This is a genomic window from Massilia aurea (assembly GCF_014200505.1).
Taxonomy (GTDB): domain Bacteria; phylum Pseudomonadota; class Gammaproteobacteria; order Burkholderiales; family Burkholderiaceae_D; genus Telluria; species Telluria aurea_B.
This window is the reverse complement of record NZ_JACHBX010000003.1, coordinates 388,712-411,506: the sequence shown is the minus strand read 5'-3', so window position 1 is coordinate 411,506 and position 22,795 is coordinate 388,712. Positions and strand designations below refer to the sequence as shown.

General features: G+C 65.3%; 16 protein-coding genes. 2 read left to right on the top strand and 14 right to left on the bottom strand.

What is annotated here, in order from left to right:
• Window positions 1-2: 2 nt before the first annotated feature.
• Window positions 3-1,328 (bottom strand): CitMHS family transporter, encoded by a 1,326-nt coding sequence (locus HD842_RS15635; RefSeq protein ID WP_183555650.1) that lies wholly within the window; start codon window positions 1,326-1,328, stop codon window positions 3-5.
• A gap of 129 nt (window positions 1,329-1,457) precedes the next feature.
• Between HD842_RS15635 and HD842_RS15630 the strand changes: the two genes are divergently transcribed.
• On the top strand, window positions 1,458-2,399 hold the full coding sequence (locus HD842_RS15630) for a LysR family transcriptional regulator (protein ID WP_183555649.1): 942 nt from the start codon (window positions 1,458-1,460) through the stop codon (window positions 2,397-2,399).
• Window positions 2,400-2,444: 45 nt separating this feature from the next.
• Here HD842_RS15630 and HD842_RS15625 read toward each other — a convergent pair whose 3' ends face one another.
• From HD842_RS15625 to HD842_RS15580, 10 genes are all read right to left on the bottom strand, one after another.
• The gene (locus tag HD842_RS15625; RefSeq protein ID WP_183555648.1) at window positions 2,445-4,109 is read right to left on the bottom strand and encodes a methyl-accepting chemotaxis protein; all 1,665 of its coding nucleotides are present in this window, start codon (window positions 4,107-4,109) and stop codon (window positions 2,445-2,447) included.
• A 286-nt stretch (window positions 4,110-4,395) separates the two neighbouring features.
• Window positions 4,396-6,051 carry a methyl-accepting chemotaxis protein gene (locus HD842_RS15620; RefSeq protein WP_183555647.1) on the bottom strand — a complete coding sequence of 552 codons (1,656 nt, stop codon included), beginning with the start codon at window positions 6,049-6,051 and terminating at the stop codon, window positions 4,396-4,398.
• 260 nt (window positions 6,052-6,311) lie between these two features.
• Window positions 6,312-7,988, bottom strand: coding sequence for a methyl-accepting chemotaxis protein (locus tag HD842_RS24300; RefSeq protein WP_183555646.1), 1,677 nt, complete (start codon window positions 7,986-7,988; stop codon window positions 6,312-6,314).
• A gap of 271 nt (window positions 7,989-8,259) precedes the next feature.
• Entirely contained in the window at window positions 8,260-9,456 is a 1,197-nt protein-coding gene (locus tag HD842_RS15610; protein WP_183555645.1) for a dipeptidase, read from the bottom strand.
• Window positions 9,453-11,030 (bottom strand): serine hydrolase, encoded by a 1,578-nt coding sequence (locus HD842_RS15605; RefSeq protein ID WP_183555644.1) that lies wholly within the window; start codon window positions 11,028-11,030, stop codon window positions 9,453-9,455. Before HD842_RS15605 ends, HD842_RS15610 begins: the two co-directional genes overlap by 4 nt.
• Window positions 11,027-12,061, bottom strand: a complete 1,035-nt coding sequence (locus tag HD842_RS15600; protein WP_183555643.1) for a DUF1611 domain-containing protein — start codon at window positions 12,059-12,061, stop codon at window positions 11,027-11,029. Before HD842_RS15600 ends, HD842_RS15605 begins: the two co-directional genes overlap by 4 nt.
• Window positions 12,061-14,298, bottom strand: coding sequence for a TonB-dependent receptor (locus HD842_RS15595; protein ID WP_183555642.1), 2,238 nt, complete (start codon window positions 14,296-14,298; stop codon window positions 12,061-12,063). The genes HD842_RS15600 and HD842_RS15595 overlap by 1 nt, the downstream gene beginning before the upstream one ends.
• A 25-nt stretch (window positions 14,299-14,323) precedes the next feature.
• Window positions 14,324-15,598 (bottom strand): peptide MFS transporter, encoded by a 1,275-nt coding sequence (locus HD842_RS15590; RefSeq protein WP_221290643.1) that lies wholly within the window; start codon window positions 15,596-15,598, stop codon window positions 14,324-14,326.
• 25 nt (window positions 15,599-15,623) lie between these two features.
• Window positions 15,624-16,634, bottom strand: a complete 1,011-nt coding sequence (locus HD842_RS15585; protein ID WP_183555641.1) for a dipeptide epimerase — start codon at window positions 16,632-16,634, stop codon at window positions 15,624-15,626.
• A complete protein-coding gene (locus tag HD842_RS15580; protein WP_183555640.1) occupies window positions 16,634-18,679 on the bottom strand; it encodes a serine hydrolase domain-containing protein in 2,046 nt (681 codons plus the stop codon). Before HD842_RS15580 ends, HD842_RS15585 begins: the two co-directional genes overlap by 1 nt.
• Before the next feature lie 137 nt (window positions 18,680-18,816).
• On the opposite strand from HD842_RS15580, the gene HD842_RS15575 reads away from it, so the two are divergent.
• The gene (locus tag HD842_RS15575) at window positions 18,817-19,533 is read left to right on the top strand and encodes a helix-turn-helix domain-containing protein (protein ID WP_183555639.1); all 717 of its coding nucleotides are present in this window, start codon (window positions 18,817-18,819) and stop codon (window positions 19,531-19,533) included.
• 15 nt (window positions 19,534-19,548) lie between these two features.
• Here the strand turns inward: HD842_RS15575 and HD842_RS15570 are convergent, their stop codons facing one another.
• The 3 genes from HD842_RS15570 to HD842_RS15560 are packed head-to-tail and all read right to left on the bottom strand — an operon-like array spanning window position 19,549 to window position 22,705.
• Window positions 19,549-20,772: an ABC transporter permease gene (locus tag HD842_RS15570; RefSeq protein ID WP_229424783.1), complete on the bottom strand. Its 1,224-nt coding sequence runs from the start codon at window positions 20,770-20,772 to the stop codon at window positions 19,549-19,551.
• A complete protein-coding gene (locus HD842_RS15565; RefSeq protein WP_183555638.1) occupies window positions 20,769-21,503 on the bottom strand; it encodes an ABC transporter ATP-binding protein in 735 nt (244 codons plus the stop codon). Before HD842_RS15565 ends, HD842_RS15570 begins: the two co-directional genes overlap by 4 nt.
• On the bottom strand, window positions 21,500-22,705 hold the full coding sequence (locus HD842_RS15560; protein ID WP_183555637.1) for an efflux RND transporter periplasmic adaptor subunit: 1,206 nt from the start codon (window positions 22,703-22,705) through the stop codon (window positions 21,500-21,502). Before HD842_RS15560 ends, HD842_RS15565 begins: the two co-directional genes overlap by 4 nt.
• Window positions 22,706-22,795 lie beyond the last annotated feature (90 nt).

Here is a 22,795-nt window from a genome sequence, read left to right as displayed (position 1 = left end):
TGTCAGAACGGGAACAGCCCGATCAGCGCGGCGACGCAGGTCATGAATACCGTGGTGGCGAACAGGTAGGGAATCGTGAAGCGCTGGTGTTCCCCGAGGTCGATGCCGACCAGTCCGACCAGCAGGAACGTGGCCGGCGTCAGGGGACTGACCGGGAAGCCGGTGGTCATCTGGCCCATCAGCGCGGCCTGGGCCAGCTGCACCGGCGGCACGCCGAGCGCCGTGCCGGCTTCGGCCAGTACGGGCAGCACGCCGAAGTAGAACGAATCCGGATCGAAGATCAGGCTCAGTGGCATCGACACCAGGCCGGTGACGAACGGCAGGTGGCTGGCCAGGCTGGCCGGGATGCTGGCAGCGAGCAGCTGGGCCATGGCGGTGAGCATGCCGGTACCCTTCATGATGCCGGTGAAGACGCCAGCTGCGAACAGGATGCTCGCCATCATGAGGGCCGCCTTGGCATGCGCATCGACGCGGTTACGCTGTTCGGCGACGTCCGGGTAGTTGATCAACAGGGCCAGCACGGTGCCGAACATGAAGCAGGCCACCGGATCGAGCACGTTGGAGATCATCGTGCCCAGGACGACGATCACGAGCAGCACGTTGGGGATGAAGCGGCCCGGCCGGCGCAACTTCAGCTGGGCTTCGTCGATTTCCTGCACGTGATAGTCGGGGGCACCGGAGCCAGAGCCCGCACTGGCCAGCATGGCGCCGGTCAGGCCCAGGCGCCGCTGTTCGCGCACGCCCATCATCCAGGCGCAGCCAAAGACGAACAGCATACCGGCGATCTGCACCGGCACCATCGGCAGGTAGAGTTCGGACATCGGCAGATGCAGCGCCGCCGATGCGCGCAGGGTCGGGCCGCCCCACGGCAGCGCATTGGCCACGCCGGCCGACATGGCGACGACGCAGGCCAGGATGCGCTTGTCCATCTTGAGCTTGATGTACAGCGGCAGCATCGCAGGCACCACGACCAGAAAGGTCACGGCGCCGGAACCGTCGAGGTGGACGATCGCCGCCAGCACGGCGGTGCCGAGGGTGATGCGGGCCGGGTGGTTGCCGACGATCTTCAGGATGCGGTTGACGATCGGATCGAGCATGCCGGCGTCGGTCAGCACGCCGAAGAACAGGATGGCAAATACCAGCATGCCGGCGATCGGCGCGATGGCCTTGATGCCATTGGTGATGTAGGTGCCAATCTCGGCGCCGAAGCCGCCAATGAGCGCAGTGAGCACCGGGATCGCAATCAGCGCGACAAGGGCAGACATCTTCCTGCCAAGGATAACGAATAGCAGGGCGAAAATAGTAAGAAAGCCGAGGAAGGCCAGCATGAAAGTCTCCAGTTTATTGTATGTGCTGATCGATGCAGCACTTGAGCCCATTCTGGGGGGCCTTGCTTTTTGTTGTAAAATGGATTTTTCCGATTGATTGTGCGGCTTTTTCGATAAGTGGCAGGCGCGATGCTTCTGAATATCTCCACCAAGCAGTTGCAGGCGTTCCTGGCGCTGGAGCAGTACCGGCATTTCACCCAGGCGGCCGAGCGCTGTCACCTGTCGCAGTCGGCGTTCAGCGCCGTGATCCAGAAGCTCGAGGCGACCGTCGGCGCCAAGCTGGTCCAGCGCGACACGCGCAACGTCACCCTGACCACCGAAGGCGAACTGTTCGTGGAAGTGGCGCGCGCCTTGCTGGCCGACCTCGACGCAGCCTTCACCGACATGGGCGACTTCATCGCGCGGCGCAAGGGCAGGGTGGCGCTGGCCGTGCTGCCATCGCTGGCGGCCAACGGCATACCCGAGGTCATCGCGCACTACAAGGCCAGCTATCCCGGCATCACGGTGCAGCTGTTCGATGCGCTGTCGGACCAATGCCTGCACCTGCTGCGCCAGGGCAGGGTCGATCTGGCGCTGACGGCGCCCGGTGCGAACCTGGCTGAATTTTCAACCCGCACGCTGTGCAGCGATCCGTTTTTCTTCGTCTGCCGGCGCGATCATCCGCTCGCGCGCAAGCGCAAGATCCGGATGCCCGACCTGGTGGGCTGCGAGCTGATTCATCTTGCACCGTCGACCAGCGTGCGCCAGCATGTCGACCAACTGACGCGCGGTCTGGATGTGCGCCATTCCGGTCTTGAGGTCGAGCACCTTGCCACGGTGGCGGGTTTGATCGGGCAGGGGCTCGGGGTGAGCCTGGTGCCGGAGCTGACGCTGTTCCAGTTCCGCAGCCTGGACCTGATCGCCATTCCGCTCGATGCGGCGGCCGTGGTGCGCCCGATCCTGATCGTCCAGCGCAAGGACCGGGCGTTATCGCATGCCGCGCAGGGCATGCTCGAATTGATCGAGGCGCGGCTGTCGGCCAATGGCAGGCAGCGTGGTGCGAAGCCGGTCGATGCGGGGTTGCGACTCTAGGCAACCCGCATCACGCGTGCGCCCGCAGGGCAGGCGCGCAGCCTGTCAGGCGAGCGCTTCATCTGCCAGCCTGACTGGCGTGGCTTGCCATGTACCTGCGCGTGCCGGCGCCGGCGCGCGCACGACCAACGAGCGGCTACCACCAGCGCGCGGCGCTTCGCCGTGGCCCACATTGAACACGCTGACCAGTTGCGCCAGCGCTGTCGCCTGCTCCTGCAACGCCGCCGCCGCCGCTGCTGCCTCTTCGACCAGCGCCGCATTCTGCTGCGTGACGCCATCCATCTGCATAATGGCTTCGTTGACCTGTTCGATGCCAGTGGTCTGCTCGGCACTGGCCGACGCGATGTCGGCCATGATGTCGGTCACGCGCCCGATGCCCTGCACGATTTCCTGCATCGTCACGCCGGCTTCGTCCACCAGGTGCCCACCGGCCTCGACCTTCGTGACCGAGTCGCTGATCAGGCCCCGGATTTCTTTCGCTGCAGCGGCCGAGCGCTGCGCGAGGTTGCGCACTTCGCTTGCCACCACCGCAAAGCCACGACCCTGTTCGCCAGCACGCGCCGCTTCGACTGCGGCATTCAGGGCCAGAATATTGGTCTGGAACGCGATGCCGTCGATGACGGCGATGATGTCGCCGATCTTCTTTGATGACGCGTTGATCGACGCCATCGTGGACACCACCTGCGACACCACCTCGCCGCCATGCGCGGCGATCTGGGAGGCGTTCTTGGCCAAGACATTGGCCTGGCGCGCATTGTCGGCGTTCTGGCGCACGGTGCTGGTGAGCTCTTCCATCGAGGACGCGGTTTCTTCCAGCGAGCTGGCCTGCTGTTCGGTACGGGAAGACAGGTCCATATTGCCGGATGCGATCTGGCGCGATGCGGTGACGATGTTTTCAGTACCGGCGCGCACTTCGGTGACGGTCTTGTGCAGGCTCCCGTTCATCGTCCGGAGTGCGTCCAGCAGGTCGCCGATTTCATCGCGTGAATCAACACGGATATCGGCCGTCAGGTCGCCGGACGCAACCCGGCGCGCCAGCCCCACGGCGCGAACGAGCGGAATAGTGATGCTTCGCGCCAGCAAAAAGCCCAGCACGGTACTGACGACCAGTGCAACCAGGGCCAGTCCAATCAGGAAGCGTTGCGCCGACTTGTCAAGCAAATCGATGCGATCATTTGCTGCCTTGAACAGGCTCTGCTGGTAGGCAGCGACTTTCAATACGCTGTCGAGATAGGCGCGCATGGCCGGCATCACCTTTTGTTCGAAATGCGCCTGGGACTGTGGATTGTCCTGACCCAGTTCATGCTTTAACTTGAAAGCGGTGTTGCGTGCCGCGAGATATGCGGCGCGGTGCGTTGCGACGGTGGAAATCAGTGTCTTGCCTTCGGCACTGTTCACGAGCGATTCCAGTTCTTCCTGCACCTTGCTCACGTTGGCGCTGACCGCTTTCATTTCCTGCTCGTGGTACTTCTCATCTTCGGCAGAAGGGCTCCTGAAGCGGGCAATAGTGCTGACCCGGTTGACCGCAACGCCCTGGCTCCAGTCCTTCGCCAGCATGTATTTGTGCGAGGCTTCCGCCATGGCGACTTTGGCATCCTTAATACGGGCGAGTTGCCAGCTTGCATTTCCTGCCATCGTGATCATGAGGCTCACAATGATGGCTAATGTAATACCCAGACGCGTTGAAATCTTGAGATCGTTGATTTTCATTTTTATTCCATTCCTGACAATAGGAGACACGATCCTGGCTACGCTTTGTAAATACGCGGTAACCGTGTCACAGGATAGGCTCAGTGCTTGTCGTAGAACCGGAAGGAGGAAAAAATGGATAGAATTGTTGCTGTAAGTAAACGAAACAATGTGTGAGTATTATGCTTTCGGGTGCAATGCAGGCGCTGCCGTTGTCGAAAAATACATAGCTCGATCACCGCCAGGCACGGGAATGCCACGCACAATCGCCGCAGCAAGCCAGGGCGGCTTGCCGCGGCAGACACCATCAGGCGATGGCGCCTTCATGTTCCTTGATCATCCTGGCACCAGCGCGTACCGGCGCCGGCGCACGCAGCGCCAGTGAGCGGCTGGCGCCAACGCGGCGCGCATCGCCGTGTCCCAGATTGAACACGCTGACCAGCTCTGCCAGCGATGTCGCCTGCTCCTGCAGCGCCGCCGCAGCAGCTGCCGCTTCCTCGACCAGCCCCGCATTCTGCTGCGTCACGCCGTCCATCTGCGTGATGGCTTCGTTGACCTGCTCGATGCCGGTCGTTTGCTCGGCACTGGCCGACGCAATCTCGGCCATGATATCGGTCACGCGCCCGATGCCCTGCACGATTTCCTGCATCGTCGTGCCTGCTTCTCCGACCAGGCGGCCACCGGCATCGACCTTCGCGACCGAGTCGCTGATCAGGCCCCGGATTTCCTTCGCCGCAGCGGCCGAGCGCTGCGCAAGGTTGCGCACCTCGCTGGCCACGACCGCAAAGCCGCGACCCTGTTCACCGGCGCGCGCCGCTTCCACTGCGGCATTCAGCGCCAGGATATTCGTCTGGAATGCAATGCCGTCGATGACGGCGATGATGTCGCCGATCTTCTTCGACGACGCGTTGATCGACGCCATCGTGGACACCACCTGCGACACCACGTCGCCGCCATGCAGCGCGATCTGCGACGCGTTCTTGGCCAGCACATTGGCCTGACGCGCATTGTCGGCGTTCTGGCGCACGGTGCTGGTGATTTCTTCCATCGACGACGCCGTTTCTTCCAGCGAGCTGGCCTGCTGCTCGGTGCGCGACGACAGGTCCATATTGCCCGACGCGATCTGGCGCGATGCGGTGACGATGGTTTCCGTACCAGCGCGCACTTCGGTCACGGTCTTGTGCAGGCTCGCACTCATTGTCTTGAGGGCGTCCAGCAGGTCACCGACCTCATCACGGGACTCGGTGCGGATTTCTGTGGTCAGGTCGCCGGCGGCAACCTGACGCGCCAGGCTCACGGCACGTTTGAGTGGCGTTGTAATGCTGCGCGCCAGCATCATCCCGAGCACGATACTGACGACCAGCGCGACCGCCGCCAATACGATCAGCGAGCGCCGTGCAGCCTTGTCGAGAACCTCGATATGATCATTGGCATTCTTGAACAGCATCTGCTGGAAGTCCGCGACTTTATTGACGCTCTCGGTGTAGGCGAGCATCTCCGGCATCACTTTTTTTTCAAAATGCGCCTGGACCTGTGGATTCTCGGGTCCCAGTTCCCGCTTGAGCTTGTAAGCCGCGTTGCGCGCGTCGATGTAGGCGGTGCGGCGGGTTGCCACGGCGGCAATCAGGGCCTTGCCTTCGTCACTTTTTATCAGCGATTCCAGCTCGTCCTGTACCTTGCTCACATTGGCGCTGACCGCCTTCATTTCCTTCTCGTGGTAGGTCTCGTCATCGGGTGAGGTGCTCTTGAAGCGGGCGATGGTGCTGACGCGGTTGACCGCCACACCCTGGCGCCATTCCGTGGCCAGCATGAATTTTTCAGAGGCCTCGGACATCTCTGTCTTCGCATTTGAAATCTGGAAGAGTTGCCATAGTGCGTTGCCTGCCATGAGGGCCATGAGGCCCACGATAATGGCGAGCGTCGCACCCAAGCGGGTGCCAATCTTGAGGTCCTTGATGTTCATTTCTATTCCATTCCTGACAATAGGGGTGACGATCGTGGGGGCCTGAAGACAAGCGTACTTACATGCAACCCCTGTTGCAGAATAATCCCGGATCGAGTCGTATTGACAGCTGGAATGAAAAATTCGTTGGATGTGTTGCTGGGAGTAAACGAAATAATATGTGAACATTACCTTGGGCAGGTAACGCGCATAATAACGTTGTAAAGTTGCTTATTTCAGGTACCACAACGGGCCAGGGCGGCCCGTTGTGGCAGACAGCATCAGGCGATGGCGTCTTCTTCGTCCTCGATCCGCTCCACATCCGCGCGCGATGGCGCGGCGCGGCGTACAGCCAGTGAACGCCCGGCCACTGCCGGCGGCGCAGCGTGGCGCGCGCCAGCCGGCGCACCATGACCGACATTGAACACGCTGACCAATTGCGCCAGCGTCGTCGCCTGTTCCTGCAGGGATGCGGCCGCCGCTGCCGCTTCTTCCACCAGCGCCGCATTCTGCTGCGTCACGCCATCCATCTGCGTGATCGCTTCGTTGACCTGCTCGATACCTGTCGACTGCTCGGCGCTGGCTGACGTGATGTCCGCCATGATGTCGGTCACGCGCCCGATGCCCTGGACGATTTCCTGCATCGTCACGCCGGCTTCGTCCACCAGACGACCACCGGCCTCGACCTTCGTGACCGAGTCGCTGATCAGGCCGCGGATTTCCTTGGCCGCCGCGGCCGAGCGCTGCGCGAGGTTGCGCACTTCGCTCGCCACCACGGCAAAGCCGCGGCCCTGCTCACCGGCGCGCGCCGCTTCGACCGCTGCATTCAGGGCCAGGATATTGGTCTGGAACGCGATACCATCGATGACGGCGATGATGTCGCCGATCTTCTTCGACGATGCGTTGATCGAGGCCATCGTGGCCACCACCTGCGACACGACTTCACCGCCATGCGCCGCGATCTGCGAGGCGTTCTTGGCCAGCACATTGGCCTGGCGTGCATTGTCGGCGTTCTGGCGCACGGTGCTGGTCAGTTCTTCCATCGACGACGCCGTCTCTTCAAGCGAGCTGGCTTGCTGCTCGGTGCGCGACGACAGGTCGAGATTGCCCGAGGCGATCTGCTGCGATGCGGTGACGATGGTCTCGGTGCCGGCGCGCACTTCAGTCACGGTCTTGAGCAGGTTGTCGTTCATGGTCTTGAGCGCCAGCACCAGGTCGCCCACTTCGTCGCGCGATTCGGCGCGGATATCCGCCGTCAGGTCGCCCGAGGCCACCTGGCGCGCCAGGCCCACTGCATGCGCCAGCGGACGCGTGATGCTGCGCGTGAGCAGCCAGCCGCAGGCCGCACCGATCGCCAGCGCCGCGATGCCCAGGCCGATGAGGATCCGCGTTGCCGACACGACGATGGCGTCGATGCTGGTGTCGGCATTGGTGAACAATTGTTCCTGGTAGGTCGCGAGTTTTTCAATGGTCGCGACGTAAATGCGCATTTCAGGGATGACCTTGGTTTCGAAGAACGCCTTGACCTCGGCGCTGTCGGCGCCAAGCGCGCTCTTCATCTTGAAGCCCTCGTTGCGCATCACCGAATACTTGGCGCGTTCGGTCGCGATTTCTGCCAGCAGCGCCTTGCCCTGTGCGCTCTGGACCAGCGATTCGAGCTCTTTCTGCAGCTTGCCGGCCCTGTCGCTGATGACTTTCATCTGCGCGTCGTGGTACTTCTCGTCGACCGGATCGACACTTTTATACTTGGCAACAGTGCTGACGCTGTTGGTGACGGTGCCCTGGCTCCATTCCTTGGCAAGCTTGGCGCGGTGGGACGTTTGCGCCATGGTCTGCTTGGCGTCGGCGATCCGTTCGAGCTGCCAGAAGGCGACGCCCAGCATCAGGACCATCAGGGCGAGCACGGCGGCGAAAGCGCCGCCAAGGCGGACGCCTATTTTAAGATCGTTGATTTTCATAGTATCCGTTCAGGTAGCAAGTGATGACCCGGCAACCTGGTGAAGCCGGGGCGTGCATCGTGCCGGGAACGCAGGTGCACAGCGGCAAGCGTAAACGCAGCCACACTGATTGGACATAAAAAAATCCGGCAATAACGATAATTGTTGCTTGTGCGAAACAATTTGATACGTGCTTGGCATCACCTGATAGCGATTGCATATCTGACTTGTCGGCGCACCAATGCCGACGGATGGGCCGGCCATAACGCGGGGCTATGGCAGGGCGATCTGTTCACTGCGCCGCCTTGGCCGCCGCGTCCAGTACACGCAGCAGATTGCCGCTCCACAGCTTGCCGAGATCTTCGTCCGACATGCCGCCCCCCTTGAGCCGCGCTGTGATGCGCGGTAGTAGCGACACATCGGCCAGCCCCGGGAAACCGCCGCCCCCGTCGAAGTCCGCACCCATGCACACGTGATCGATGCCGGCAACGTCGATCAGGTGCTTCAGCGAGGCCATGTATTGGTCGAAGCTCGTGCTCCACATCGGCGTGGCCGCTTCGAGCGCCAGCCACTCCTTGCCCAGCGCCGTCTGCTGCGCCGGGGTCATGGCGCCGATGTGGTCGATCTGGTCGAACAGTTCGCCCCGTCGCGGACTCATGCGCATGTCGCCCAGGTAGATGGTCGACGCGCAGACCGCGCCGCCGGCCGCGGCGATGCGGCGGATGCGCGCATCGTCCAGGTTGCGCGGATGGTCGAAGCTCGTGCGCGAACTCGTGTGCGACAGCAGCAGCGGAGCGCGCGACAGGTCCAGTAACTGATCGACGACAGCGTCGGACGCATGGCTCGCGTCGATCATCATCCCGAGCCGGTTCATCTCGGCCACCCAGTCGCGCCCCAGTGGACTCAGGCCGTTCCAGCGCGGCATGTCGGTCGACGAGTCGGCAAACTGGTTGTTCAGACTATGCACCACGCCCACCAGGCGCACGCCCTGGCCCTGGAATTGCGCCAGCGCAGTCACGCTCTCGCCGAGCGGATAGCTGTTCTCGATGCTCTTGAATGCCACCAGCTTGCCGGCCGCATCGAGGCGGCGCGCGTCGTGCGCGCTGGTGGCCACGCCGATGCGGTCCGCATGGCGCGCGAGCGTGGTATCGATCAGCGCGGAGCGTGCCAGCGCGTGACGGCGCGCGGCGGCAAAGCCGTCCGCCGTCAGCGGTCCCTGCTCGGTGTAGATCACGAAGAACCCGCCATCGAGGCTGCCGTCGGCCATGCGGGGCAGGTCGAGTTGCGCGATCTCGGTGGTCGGATCGTGACGGACGCCGAAGTCCCAGCCGGCGCGGCCGAAATGCACGGGCGTGTCGAGGTGTGCGTCGAGCGTCAGCAGCTTGCGGTGTGTCGGATCCACGGGGTTCGGCGTCGGCGCCGGCGCCGGCGTGGCGCAGCCGGCCAGCAGTGCGCAGGCCAGTGCCACGGACGTCATGTTCTTGTTCATTCGGGCGCCTTGATCGGGGTGAAATTCAGGTCCGCGTAATCCCAGCTGAAATCGGCAATGGGCGAGACGGGCTTGAGGCTGATGCGTTCGACCTTGCCGTCCTGGTCGAATGCAAAGCTCAGGTACGCAGGCTCAATGGTCTCGTCGTCGAAGCGCGCGATCCAGGTATCGTATTGCCAGTGCACGAGCGGGCCCGCCATGCGCGGCGTCGAGCCGAAGTCGACCCGCAAACCATTCTTCGCTGCCGCGATGGTGATCTTGCCATACCACGGGTCGGCATACGTTCCCGCCAACGCCGCTGGCGCCACCAGTGGCGTTGAACGCACCGGTTTGGCAGCGCTGCTTTTGAACAGCGCGACGCCTTCCGCGATCTTCTTTGCCTTGTAGGCTTCGAACGCGGCCGGCCAGTCGGCCTTCGGCTTGGCCAGGTAATGGTCGGCCAGCTCGTACATCAGGCCCCGCACCAGCTCACCGTCTTCGCTGTTGATCGCAATCGCAAAGCCCACCTTCTGCTCGGGCAGCATCACGACGGCCGTGCCAAAGCCCAGCACCGCGCCGCCATGCCAGACCATGCGCGCGCCGCGGTAGTCCACCAGGTCCCAGCCCAGGCCATAGTTGGCGAACGTCGATTCAATGAGTTTCAGTTCCGGCGGCATCTCGTCGATTGGCACGGTCATCGATGGTGCCCACATCTGCGCGTGCGTGGCCTTGCTGAAGACACGCTTGCCACCCGGCGCGACGCCGCCGGCCAGCTGCGTGTGCAGCCACGCCGCCAGGTCGTTGGCGCTGCTGGCCACGCCGCCGGCGGGCGCTGCGTTGCGGCCCAGGTCGTCGCGCTCGTCCAGGCGCACCTGGGTGCCCGCGCCACGCAGCCCGCCATCCATCCGCGCGTGCGGAAAGGCGCGGTTGGCGGTGGCGAAGTTGTCGACGTTGTCGGTGGTGGACAGCCGCATGCCGCTCGGGCGCAGCACGTGCTCGCGCGCATAGGCCTCCCACGGCTGGCCGCTCACCTGCTCGATCAGCTGGCCCGCCACGACATACATCAGGTTCGAATACGCGTAAGTGCTGCGAAAGCTGGTGGCCGGTTTCAGGTAGCGCACGCGGCGCACGGTCTCGGCGCGCGACAGGTTCGTGCGCGGCACGAACAGCAGGTCGCCCGCGCCGTAGCCCAGGCCGGCGCGGTGCGTCAGCAGGTCGCGGATCGTGAGTTCGCGCGTGACCCACGGGTCGTACATCTGGAAGGCGGGCAGGTGGTCGGTCACCTTGTCGTCCCACGTGATCTTGCCGGCATCGACCAGCGTGGCCAGTGCGGCCGCCGTCATCGCCTTGGTGGTCGAGCCGATCGGGAACAGCGTGTCGCCGTCAACGGGTGCCGGCGCGCCGAGCTGACGCACGCCGAAGCCGCGCGCCAGCGTCGTCTTGCCGTCTTCGACGATGGCAATGGCCAGGCCCGGCGTGCCCACACGCTGGCGCAGCGTCTCGACGCGGGCTTCGAAGCCGGCCGGCGGCGCCGCCAGCGCAGGAGCGCACGCGAGCGCCAGCAGGATGGAGCGAACAAGACGAGGGCAGTTCATGGCATCTCCAGGCAAGCATCGAGCAGGCGCTCGAAATCGGCGCCGCCACGCATCGGGTCGGCAACAGGGTACGGCAAACGGCGGGCATGTGCGTCGATGGCAGCCTGCGCGGCGGCGGCGTCCATGCCGCCGGTATTGAGCGCGACGCCGATGCAGCGGATCGCCGGATTGGTCACGCGTCCGAGCACGATCGTCTGCTCGATCACGGTCTCGACCGATGGCAATGGCGAACCCGGATACCCGAGCTGGTGGCTGCGCGCCGGGTCGTGGCAGACCACGAACATGTCGGGCTGGCTGCCATGCAGCAGGCCGAGCGAGACACCGGCAAACGCGGGATGAAACAGCGAGCCCTGGCCCTCGATCACATCGATGTGCGCGGGGGCCGCCGCTGGGCTGAGGATCTCGGCCGCGCCGGCCACGAAGTCCGACACCACGGCGTCGATCGGCATGCCGCTGCCGGCGATCATGATGCCGGTCTGGCCGGTGGCGCGAAAGGTCACGTCCAGGCCGCGCGCGGCGAGGCCGCGACCCAGGGCGAGCGCGGTGTATTTCTTGCCCAGTGCGCAGTCGGTGCCGACCGTGAGGATGCGCCGGCCCGCGCGTGGCCGCCCGCTGGCGATGGGGATGTCGGCAGGCGGCGTGCGCACGTCGATCAGGCGCCGGCCGTGGCGCGCCGCAGCCTCCTTCAGCACGGCGAACTGGTCGAGGCGCACGTGCATGCCCGAGACGATGTCCAGGCCTGCCGCCAGCGCCTCGGCCAGCGCCGGCACCCAGCTCGCGGGGATCGTGCCGCCTGGCGCTGCCACGCCGATGACGATGGCAGTCGCACCCTGCGCCGCGGCTTGCCTGGCGCTGAGGCTGGGCAGGCCGGTGGTCACCGTGGCACCTGGCAGGCGTAGCTCGCCCACGCAGCGCTCACCGGCCCAGTCGCGCAGGCCAAAGGCGGTCTTGGCGAAACCGGATTCGGTCACGTCGCCGAGAAACAGCAGGCAGCGGCCGACGGCGCGTGTGTCGTTCGGTGCGGGCACCATCAATACTCCTTCGTCAGCGTGAAGCCGAGCGTGCGCGGCGCGATCACGCCGGTGCCGAGCGCGCCATTCGGATGGACGAAGCCGCCGTTGGCCAGCAACGATGCGGTGGACGTCCTGCCGTCGCTGTTGCCCAGGTTCTTGCCGTACAGTTCAACCGTCCAGGTGCCCAGTTCGACGCCAGCGTGGGCATCGAACACGTTGTACGACGGGATCTCGCGCTGGCGGCCATTGGCCGTGCGGTAGTCGAAGTCGAACGACGCGAACTGCCCCGCGATGCGGCGCACCGAGACGCCGGCGTAGGCGGGCGTGGTGTCGCCGATCGTCCAGCGATAGTCGGCCAGCAGCGCGGCCGTGTACTTCGGCGAAAAGGGCAGGCGGTCGCCCTTGAAGCCGCCCACCAGCGGATCGGTCGCACCGTCGAGGCGCGCCTTGTTCCAGGCGCCGTTGGCCGACAGGCGCAAGCCACGCATCGGCCGGAAGCCCGCGCTGATCTCGACGCCGTCCGCGGTGGCGCCGGCGCCGTTGGTGTTCACGCCGAACCCGTTGACCACCGCCAGCAGCTGGATGTCCTTCCATTTGATGTGGAAGGCCGACAGGTCGAGGGACCACATGCCGTCCACTGTCTGGGTCTTGAGGCCGGCTTCGTAGCTCATCACGCTGTCCGAATCATAGGTGGCGGGCGTGCCCGGTCCGGGATTGGGCGGCAGCACGTTCGGCCCGCCCGGGCGGAAACCCTTGGCCGCGCGCGCATACACGGCGCTGCGTTCACTGAACTTGCGCTTGAGCGCCACGGCATAGGTAAACACCCCTTCGGACGAATCGGCGCTGTCGTCGGCCGGGCCGCCGGCCAGCGCGCCGTCGCCGGTCTGGCGGGCGTCCTGCTTGTTGTGGCTATAGCGCCCGCCGACATCGAGGTCGTACACGGGCGTGAGGTGAATGGTCGTGTTGGCAAACGCCGCCACCTCGCGGTAGTTCGAGCGCAGGCGGATGTCGGCCAGCAGCGGCAGGCCGCTGGCCGGCGTCATCGAGCCTGGCACGACGGCGTGGTAGCGCTGCGCGATCGCGCCTTGTTCGTCGGTGTAGTACAGGCCGGCCAGCCAGTCGAACCGCTTGCCGGCGTTTGAACTCAGGCGCAGCTCCTGCGTGAATTTTTTCAGTTCGGTTTCCTGGCCCAGATAGAGCTCATTGGGTACGCCGAACACACCTTCGACCAGCTCACTCAGGTTGAAGCTGACGTCTTCACGCGCGAACTGCTTTTGCGTGCTGTAGCTGGTCGACGAGGTCAGGCTGGCTGCGCCCAGGTTCCAGTTGGCGGTGCCATTGAACACGCGGTAGTGGATGTCGCGCCTGTGCGGTACGAACTGTGACTGCGTCGGGCGGCCATACAGCGTCTCGAGCGTGTCCGGGTCGCTCTCCACGGTGCCGGGTGCATCGGTGGCGATGTTCTGCGCCACGGCGCTCAGGCGCAGGTCGAATGTGGTACTCGGCTTGTACAGGAGCGACGCGCGGCCCCCGTAGTTGCGGGCGCCGTTGATATTGCGTTCGATGTCCGAGCCGGCGGTGCCGATCGAATCGATGAAGCCCGGCTCCTTCTGGTACGAGCCGGACATGCGCAGCGCCACCGTGTCGCTGAGCGGCGTGTTGACCACCAGGTTCGAGCGGTACGCCACCTTGCCGCCGTCGACCGTCGCCGCGCCCAGCCGCGCGCGCATGGCGAAGCGGTCCAGCTCCGGCGCATTGGTCACGAACTTGACCAGGCCCCCGAGCGAGCTGGCGCCGTACAGTGCGCCCTGCGGCCCCCGCAATACCTCGATGCGGGCCAGGTCGAACGTGTCGAAGTCGCCCGCCAGGATCGCGCCATTGGCCAGGCCACTGCTCGAACCGAACGGCGTTTCGTCGAGGTAGACCGCCACGGTGGACGCTACGCCGCCCGTGTCCAGCCCGCGCAGCACCAGCCGGCCTTCGCCGGGCGTGCTTTGCACCAGTTGCAGGCTGGGCACGAGTTTCAGGTAATCGGCAAAGCCGGTGGCCTGGTGCTTGTCGAGCGTGTCGCCGCCCACCACCGACATCGACTGCGGCACGTCGACCATCGTCTGCGCGCGTTTTTGCGCCGTCACGACGACTTGCTGGACGTCGTCCTGCGGCGCGGCCTGGTCTGCGGCGAAAGCGTCCGATAAGGCACTCGATATGGCCAGCGCCATGGAAGTCACTGCGATGCGGCCTGCTACTGTTGCCATGAATTTCTCCCGGTAGTCGTTGTGATTAGGGTGCGGATGATGCGGGCGTCATTGCGTGCAGGCGGTCCGCCGCCTGCATCGGCCGGTGCAGGCGCCACAGCAGGCCGGCGGCGATCGCCGACAGCAGCGCGAGCAGGGCGAAGAACGCGCCCGGGGCAAAGCGGCTCCACAGGCTGCCCACCAGGCCGGCCGCCAGGCTGCCGGAGAAGGTGACGAGGAACCACGCCGCCACCGTCGTGCTGCCTAGATGGCGCGGCGCCAGGCGGGCAAACAGGCCCAGGCCGGTCGGCAGGATGAACAGCTCGCCGATCGTCAGCACCAGAAAGAACAGCACGAGCCAGATCCAGCCCGTGACCTGACCATTCGCGGTCCAGCCGACTGCCGCCAGCAGCAGATAGGCCAGCGCCACGATCAGCGCGCCGCACGCCATGCGCCGCAGCGGTGCCTGGTCCATGCCTGCCGCCGCCCGGCGGTGCCAGTAGGCCAGCAGGGGCGGCGTGAGCAGCATCACGAACAGCGGATTGAGCGACTGGAACCAGGTCATCGGAATCAGAAAGCCGCCGGCCGCACGATCGACACCGCTGTCGGCCCACAGCGCGACCGTGTTGCCGACCTGCTCGTAGGCGGCGCGAAACACCGTAACGGCCAGGCCGATCCCGATCAGCACCAGGATCGTTTCGCGGCCCAGGCCACGCGGTGCGTCGGTCGTCACGGTGGACCTGGCGGGCAGGGTCTCGGGCGGCAGGTAGCGCGCCCCGCCGACATAGATGGCAAGGCCCAGCAGCATGCCGATGCCGGCCAGGCCGAAACCGTAATGCCAGCCATACAGCTCGCCCACCGTGCCGCAAATCAGCGGCGCGAGGAAGCCGCCGATATTGATCCCGACGTAATACACATTGAAGGCCCAGCCACGGCGCGCGTCGCCGCGCGCATACAGGTCGCCGACCTGGCTTGGCAGCGTGGGCAAGAACAGCCCGTTGCCCAGCGCGATGGTGGCCAGTGCCAGGTAGAACAGAGCGTCGAAGGTCATCATGAAGTGGCCGGCCGCCATGACCGAGGCGCCGATGATGATGGCGCGCCGCTTGCCCAGGACACGGTCTGCCAGCATGCCGCCGAGGATCGGCGTGAAATAAGCGGCGGCCGTGTAGGCACCGTAGATGAACGAGGCGTGGGCCTGCCCGAACAGCAGTTCCTTGGTCATGAAATAGACCAGCAGCGCGCGCATGCCGTAGTACGAGAACTGTTCCCACATATTCTCGTCAGGAACAGCACCGTCAGGCCGCGTGGATGGCCGAACCACGTAGGTTGCATCTGCATCGTGCCGGTCATGCCGTGGCCTTCGCTGCGCCGCCCCAGACGTCGGGGCCCGACCAGACATTGCCCGCGACGTACTTGACGCCCGGTCGGCGATCGGCCGCCAGAAAGATCGGGCCGTCCAGGTCGACGATGTCGCATTCCTGGCCCAGCACGAAGCTCGGTGCCATGGCCAGGCTTGAGCCGCCCATATTGCCGACCATGACCTGCAGGCCCAAACGCCGCGCTTCCTGCGCCATCAGCAGGCCCTCGGTCAGGCCGCCGCATTTGTCGAGTTTGATGTTGACGATGTCGTAGCGCCCGACGCTGGCGGCGATATCGTCCAGCGACTGGATGCTTTCATCCCCCGCGAGCGGAATCGGAGAACGCAGCCCTTCAAGGCTGGCCTCCTGGCCACGCGCCAGCGGCTGTTCGAGCAGGGCGACGTCCTGTTCCACGAGGCCGGCAATCAGCGCATCGAGCTGGCCTACCGTAAAACCCTGGTTGCCGTCGACGCCGAGCCAGACCTCGGGCCGCGCGGCGCGGATCGCCGCCACGCGCGCCAGGTCGAGTGCCAGGTCGCCCGTCAGCTTGATCTTGATCGAGCGCGCTTGGGCATGGCGTTGCGCGGTGGCGGCCATCGCCGGCGGCGTGTCGGCGCCCAGCGTGAAGGTCGTGCGCAGCGGCCGTGGTGCGGTCTTGCCAGCCAGCTGCCAGACCGGCACGCCGGCGCGCGCCGCCTCCAGCTCCCACAGCGCGCAGTCGACGGCATTGCGCGCGCCGCCGGGCGGCAGGATCGCGCGCAACTCGTCGCGCGTGGGACCGGCGGCGATCGCGGCGCTGGCGCCATCGAGTTGCGTCAGCATGTGCGGCACATCGTCGCCCAGGTAGTAAACGCCGCCGCCTTCGCCGCGCCCGCTGTGGCGGCCATCGCCCAGCGTCACGACGACGACGTTGAACGCGTCGAACAGATAGCCCGAGATGCGAAACGGCGTGGTCAAACGCAGCTTCTCCACGGCGATCGCCACGGTGAGGCAGGCCATCAGTAGGCCACCGTCATGGACAGCAGGCCAAAGCGCAGGCAGACATAAGCGATCAGCAGCGCCGAGGCCAGGAACAGCACGCTCCACACGCGGCGCAGGCGACCCTGGCCAGGCGCGAACGCCAGTTGCAGATTGCGCGCGCCGGCCAGCAGCGCCGCCACGAAGGCCAGCAAGCCGCCGATCTGCAGGAGCCACAACCACGGGTCGAGCGAGGCAGTGGCGTATTTGAGGCTGATATCGAACACCGACACGATGCCCACCCAGCCCGCCAGCACCGCCAGGCAGGCAGCTGCCGCAATGCGCGTGGCCAGCGCCGCCTTGCGCGCCGGGCCGGTCAACACATGCTGCAGCTTGAAGCGGCGGCGCACGATCCAGCCGGCCGGCATGGCCAGCACCGCGAACACGAACACGGCCAGCGCCGCGCCAACGGCCGGCAGCAGCCAGGCGCCGTTCTTCCCGGCCGGGACGGGCTCCATGACCATGAACGGCGACATGAAGTCCATGCTCCAGCGGATTACGCGATCGTTGACGACGTGCGCCGCGAGGCGGTCTTCGCCATTGCGATCGCGCCAGACGAACGGCGCGATCTCGACCCATTCGCGGGGCCGGCCATTGGTCCCCACCATGGCCGGGATGACGAGTGCGCCCTTGTCGTCAACGGCCACCTTGACCTGGCCAAGCAGGTCGAAGATGGCGAAGAAGTTGGTCTCGGCGCGGCGGCTGCTTTCCCACGAGCCGGTCATCATCTGCGCGTGTTGCGCGGCGAGCTTGGCGTCGACGCGGCCATCGGGCGGCAGCGTGGAGGGGAGGTAACGGTCCGAGAAGTCCTGGAACAGGGCGCTGCGCAGCGGGTTGGAGGCGCCTTCGCGCCCACTGCTGTTGACCGACAGGTACAGGCCGACGCCATCGTCCATGTACAGGTGCAGCGACGTGTGGAACGCTTCGGTGTCGCCCAGGTGGGCGATCACGCTGCGGCCATTGACGTTGGTTTCAAAAAAGCCCAGTTCCATGCGGTTGAGCGGTGGCAGCAGGGACGCGGGGTTGATCTTGTCCAGCGAACTGCTGTGCATCGCGTTGGCGGTGGCCTCGGACAGGACGCGCGCGCCGTTGAACTGGCCTTTCTGCAGGTGCGCGATCATGAAGTTGGCCATGTCGGTGCCGCTGGCCGACAGGCCGCCGGCCGGCGCCGAATTGACGACTTCGAAGCCCAGTGATGGCTGGCCCGGCTTGCTGTAGCCGGTAGCCGCCAGCGGCGCCAGTGCAGGTGGCAGTGGCTGGCGGAAGCTCGCGGTGCGCATGTTCAGCGGCGCGAAGATGCGCTGCTCCACATAGTCGTCGAACGACATGCCGGCGATGCGCCCGACGATGTAGCCGGCCAGCGAGGTGGCGTAGTTGGAGTAGGCCGGCGTGGTGCCGGCGTCAAAGATGCGCGCCGGGACGCGCTCCTTGAGCAGTTCACCGAGCGGGCGGATATCCGCCTTGTCGTAGACGATCAGGTACTTTACCGACTCTTCGAAGCCGGCGGTGTGGGTCATGATCTGGCGCATCGTGACGGGCTTGCCGGCGCGCGGGGCAATCTTGAAATCGAGGTACCCGTTGATGTCGGCATCCAGATCGAGCTTGCCCTGTTCGACCAGTTGCATGACGGCGGTCCAGGTCACGAGCTTGGAGACCGAGCCGGGCCGGAACAGCGTGCGCTCCGGGTCGACCGGTGTGCGCTTGTCGACATCGGCGTAACCGAAGCCGCGCGCGGTGAGGATCTGGCCGTCCTTGACCACGACAACCACCGCGCCGGGGATGTCGCTCTTGTTCAGCGCGAATGGCATGTAGCCGTCGAGCCAGGTGTCGACATCCGTCTTGTCGAGCGTTTTGCCATTGTCGGCGCGGGGCGCCGCAACCAGTGTTGGCGGCGGCCCGGATGGCGGCGTCGCCGCTGGCTTCGTGCCTGCAGGCGAGGGCGGCACTGCCGGGGCCTGGGGCGCCTGCTGCGCGGAGGCGGCGGCGCTCCAGACAATGCTCATCAAGACCATCTTCAGAAATCTCATCAAGGCTCCCTATCCATACGGTTGATTGCGGTCGATCGGGCCAGCCTATAAAATAAAGCTTGATCCGAGTATTTTTCTCTGATTAGAGAAATATCTACCCAATCGGAAACCATGTCAACACTTTATGATTGCCGTCCATGACCTCTGAATCCCCGACCCTTGGCGCGTTGATCCGCGGCCTGCGCAGCCGCAAGGGGTGGACGCTGAAAGAAATGAGCGCAAACAGCGGCATCCCGGTCTCCACGCTGTCGAAGGTGGAGCACGGCCAGCTGACGCTCAGCTACGACAAGCTGTACCAGCTGAGCCAAAAGCTCGGCATGCGGATGTCGGAGCTGTTTGCTGAAGAAGACAAGGGCGCAGAGACACCGGTGACGGCACGGCGCAGCATCGGTGACCTGGCCAGTGCGGTGCGGGTGGAGACGCCTAACTACGACTACCACTACCTGTGCGCGGAGCTGCGCCGCAAGCGGATGATTCCCGTGATCGCCCGCATCCGCGCCAAGTCGGTCAAGCAGTTCGGGCAGCTGGTGCATCACTCGGGCGAAGAATTCACGTACGTGCTCAAGGGCGCGGTCGTGCTGCACAGCGAGTTCTACGATCCGGTGGTGCTCAGGGAAGGGCAGTCGATCTACTTCGACTCGAGCATGGGGCACGCATACCTGGCGCCGGAAGGGTGCGACGAGGCCGAGGTGCTGACCGTGATGTCGAGCGAGGATGAGGAGCAGATGCAGGCGATCATGTCGTCACATGTGCACGAGAACACGCACACCCCGGCGCAGGCGGCGACCGACGGCGCGCCAGCGGTGGCGGCAAAGTCGGTCAAGCCCCGCAAGCGCAGCAGGCAGGATGGGTAGCCTGCTGCGCTGCGGTCATTCGTAGCGCAGGCAATCCACCGGCAGCAGGCGCGAAGCGCGCCGGGCCGGATAAAAGCCGAAGAACACGCCCACCGCCGTGGCAAACCCGCACGCCACCATCACCGCGCTGATGGTGAGATAGACTTCAAAGTCGGCAAACTTCGTGATCAAGACCGCGCCGCCGGCCGCGATCGCGATGCCGACCAGGCCACCGGCCAGGCAGATCACCACCGCCTCGGCCAGGAACTGCATCAGCACGTCGTTGGGCCGCGCACCAATCGCCATGCGGATGCCGATCTCGCGCGTGCGCTCGGTTACCGACACCAGCATGATGTTCATGATGCCGATGCCGCCGACCAGCAGCGAGATCGCGCCGATCAGCCCAAGCAGCAGCGCCACGCCGGCCGTGATCTTGTTGGCCGTCTCGGCGATCGTATTGAGGTTCTGCACCCGGAAGTCGTCGGGATCGTCGACGCGGATCCGGTGCCGGCTGCGGATGACTTCCTTGATGTCCTCGATCGCGTCCGTCATCGCCACCCCGGGCCGCCCCTGCGCGTTGATGTAATGGACGTTCTGCGGGAATGGCGACTTGACCAGGTTGGCGCTGGCCGCCGTGATCGGCACGAGAATCTGTTCGGCCAGGTCGGTGCCGTCGGTCTGGCGGCCTTCGCCGGCCAGCACGCCCACCACCTGGAACGCGACGTTCTCGATGCGCAGGAACTGGCCGAGCGGATCGGCGCGGTAAAAGAACTGGTCCGCCACCTTCTGGCCGATCACCACCAGGCGCGCGCTGGCGCGCACGTCGCTTTCGCTGAACAGCGTGCCCTGGTCGACTTTCCAGTTACGGATCGTGAACATCGCCGGCGTCACGCCCATGACCATGCTGCTGGCGTTCTCGTTGCCGGCGGTGACCTTGAAGTTGCCCTGCAGCGCCGGCGCGGCGCCGGTCAGGCTGGGCAGCGCGTTGAGCGCTTCGGCATCGCCCTGCGTCAGCACCGCCACCTTGCCTTCGCGCGCGCGCTGGGCGGCCGTGCGGTCACCCCCCGGCATCACGTAGACCATGTTCGTGCCCAGCATCTGCAACTGCTTGCTGATGAAGCGCTGCATGCTGTCGCCCAGTGCCAGCAGCAGCACGACCGACGCGATGCCGATCACGATGCCCAGCATCGTCAGGGCCGTGCGCAGGCGGTTGGCCGCCATCGACCGGAACGACTCGATCAGGACCTGGACCAGGTTCATCGCGCAGCTCCCGCCTGTCTGCTTGCCAGTTGCAGGCCTTCGGCGGCCGGGCCGTCGTACAGCACGCGGCCATCCTTCAGGCGCACCAGGCGCCGGCTGTAGGCGGCGACATCGGGTTCGTGCGTCACCAGCACGATCGTGATGCCGCGCTCGCGGTTCAGGGTGCCGAAGCTGGTCATGATGTCGTCGCTTGTGTGGGTGTCGAGGTTGCCGGTGGGTTCATCGGCCAGCAGCAGCGGCGGATCGGTCACGAGGGCGCGTGCGATCGCCACGCGCTGCTGCTGGCCGCCCGACAGCTGGCTGGGGGTGCGTCTGGCAAACTCGCCCAGGCCCACGCGCTCGAGCTCCTGCACCGCGCGCGCCTGCGCCTTGGCGCGGCCCATGCCACCATAGATCAGGGGCAGGGCGACGTTCTCCGCCACGCTCATGCGCTTGATGAGATTGAAGCTCTGGAACACGAAGCCGATCGTGCGGTTGCGGATGTCGGCCAGTTCGGCGCGGCCCAGCGTGCGCGTGTCGACGCCATTGAGCAGATAGGTGCCGCCGGTCGCCTGGTCCAGGCACCCCAGGATATTCATCAGCGTCGATTTGCCGGAACCCGACTGGCCCATGACCGACACGAAGTCGCCGTGCTCCACGCGCAGGTCGACGCCGTGCAGCACCGGGGTTTCGACCGCGCCGCTCAGGTAGGTCTTGACCACGGCGCGGATGTCGATCAGCGGCCCGGTCATGGATTGTCCGGCGTGGCCAGCGAGCGGGTGACGACGCGGTCGCCCGGCTTCAGGTCGCCCGATACCACTTCGGTATAGCGGAAGTTCGACAGACCGGCGCGGATGTCGACGGGCTGCGGCCGGTTCATCGCGTCGAGCTTGTAAATCTTGAACATGCGCGTGGTGTCGCTCGCGTTGCGAAACGCGATGTCGTCGTCCTTGACAGGCGCCGGGAGAGCAGCAGCGGCGACCGGCTTGGCGTCCTTGTTACGCTTGCGCTCGGCCTCCTGCTCTTCTTCCGACAGCCGGAAGCGCAGCGCGGTGGTCGGGATGCGCAGCACGTCCGGACGATTCGCCACCACCAGCCGCACCTGCGCCGTCATGCCGGGCTTGAGCAGTTCGTCGACGTTGTCGACGTCGAGCACCACGTTGTACGTGACGACGTTCTGCACGACGTTCGGCGCAAGACGGAACTGGCGCATGATGGCGGCAAATTCGCGGTCGGGATAGGCGTCGACGACGAAGCGCGCCGGCAGGCCGTCCTTGAGCTGGCCGACGTCGGCTTCGGATACGCTGGTATCGATCTGCATCTTGGTCAGGTCTTGGGCGATCTGGAACAGGTTCGGCGTGTTGAACGATGCCGCGACGGTCTGGCCCAGGTCGATCGTGCGCTTGATCACGACACCGTCGATCGGCGAGCGGATCACGCTGTTGTTCAGGTCCGCCCTGGCGCGGTCGTGCTGCGCCTGCGCCAGCGTCAGGTTGGCCTGGGCGACCTGCATCTCGCGCTTGGACTGGTCGAGCGCGAGGCCGGACAGGAAGTTCTGCGCCACCAGCTGCTCGTTGCGCTCGAACGTGGCCTGGGCCAGGCGCAGGCTAGCGCGCGCCGACGCGATGTTCGCTTCGGCCTGGCGCACCTGGGCATTGAAGATGGTCGGCTCGAGCTTGAGCAGCACCTGGCCCTTTTTCACGCGGTCGTTGAAGTCGGCATTCAGTTCGGCCACGGTGCCCGACACCTGCGAGCCGACATTGATCAGGGCGACCGGATTGATGGTGCCGGTGGCGGTCACGGTCTGGTTGATGGCGCCGCGATCGACGACGGTGCTGCGGTATTTTGATGGCGGTACGGTGTCGTCCTTGCGCTTGACGACAGCAACGGCAACGGCGACAGCGGCGAGGACGGCAACGGCGATGACAACGCGCTTCCTGGTGAAGATGTTCATTGTATGTATGCCAGATAAATACCAAGTAAAGGCCGAGTTTGATGCACCCGTGCGGGAATGGCAATGCATGGCGCATTGGCAGGCCTGAAT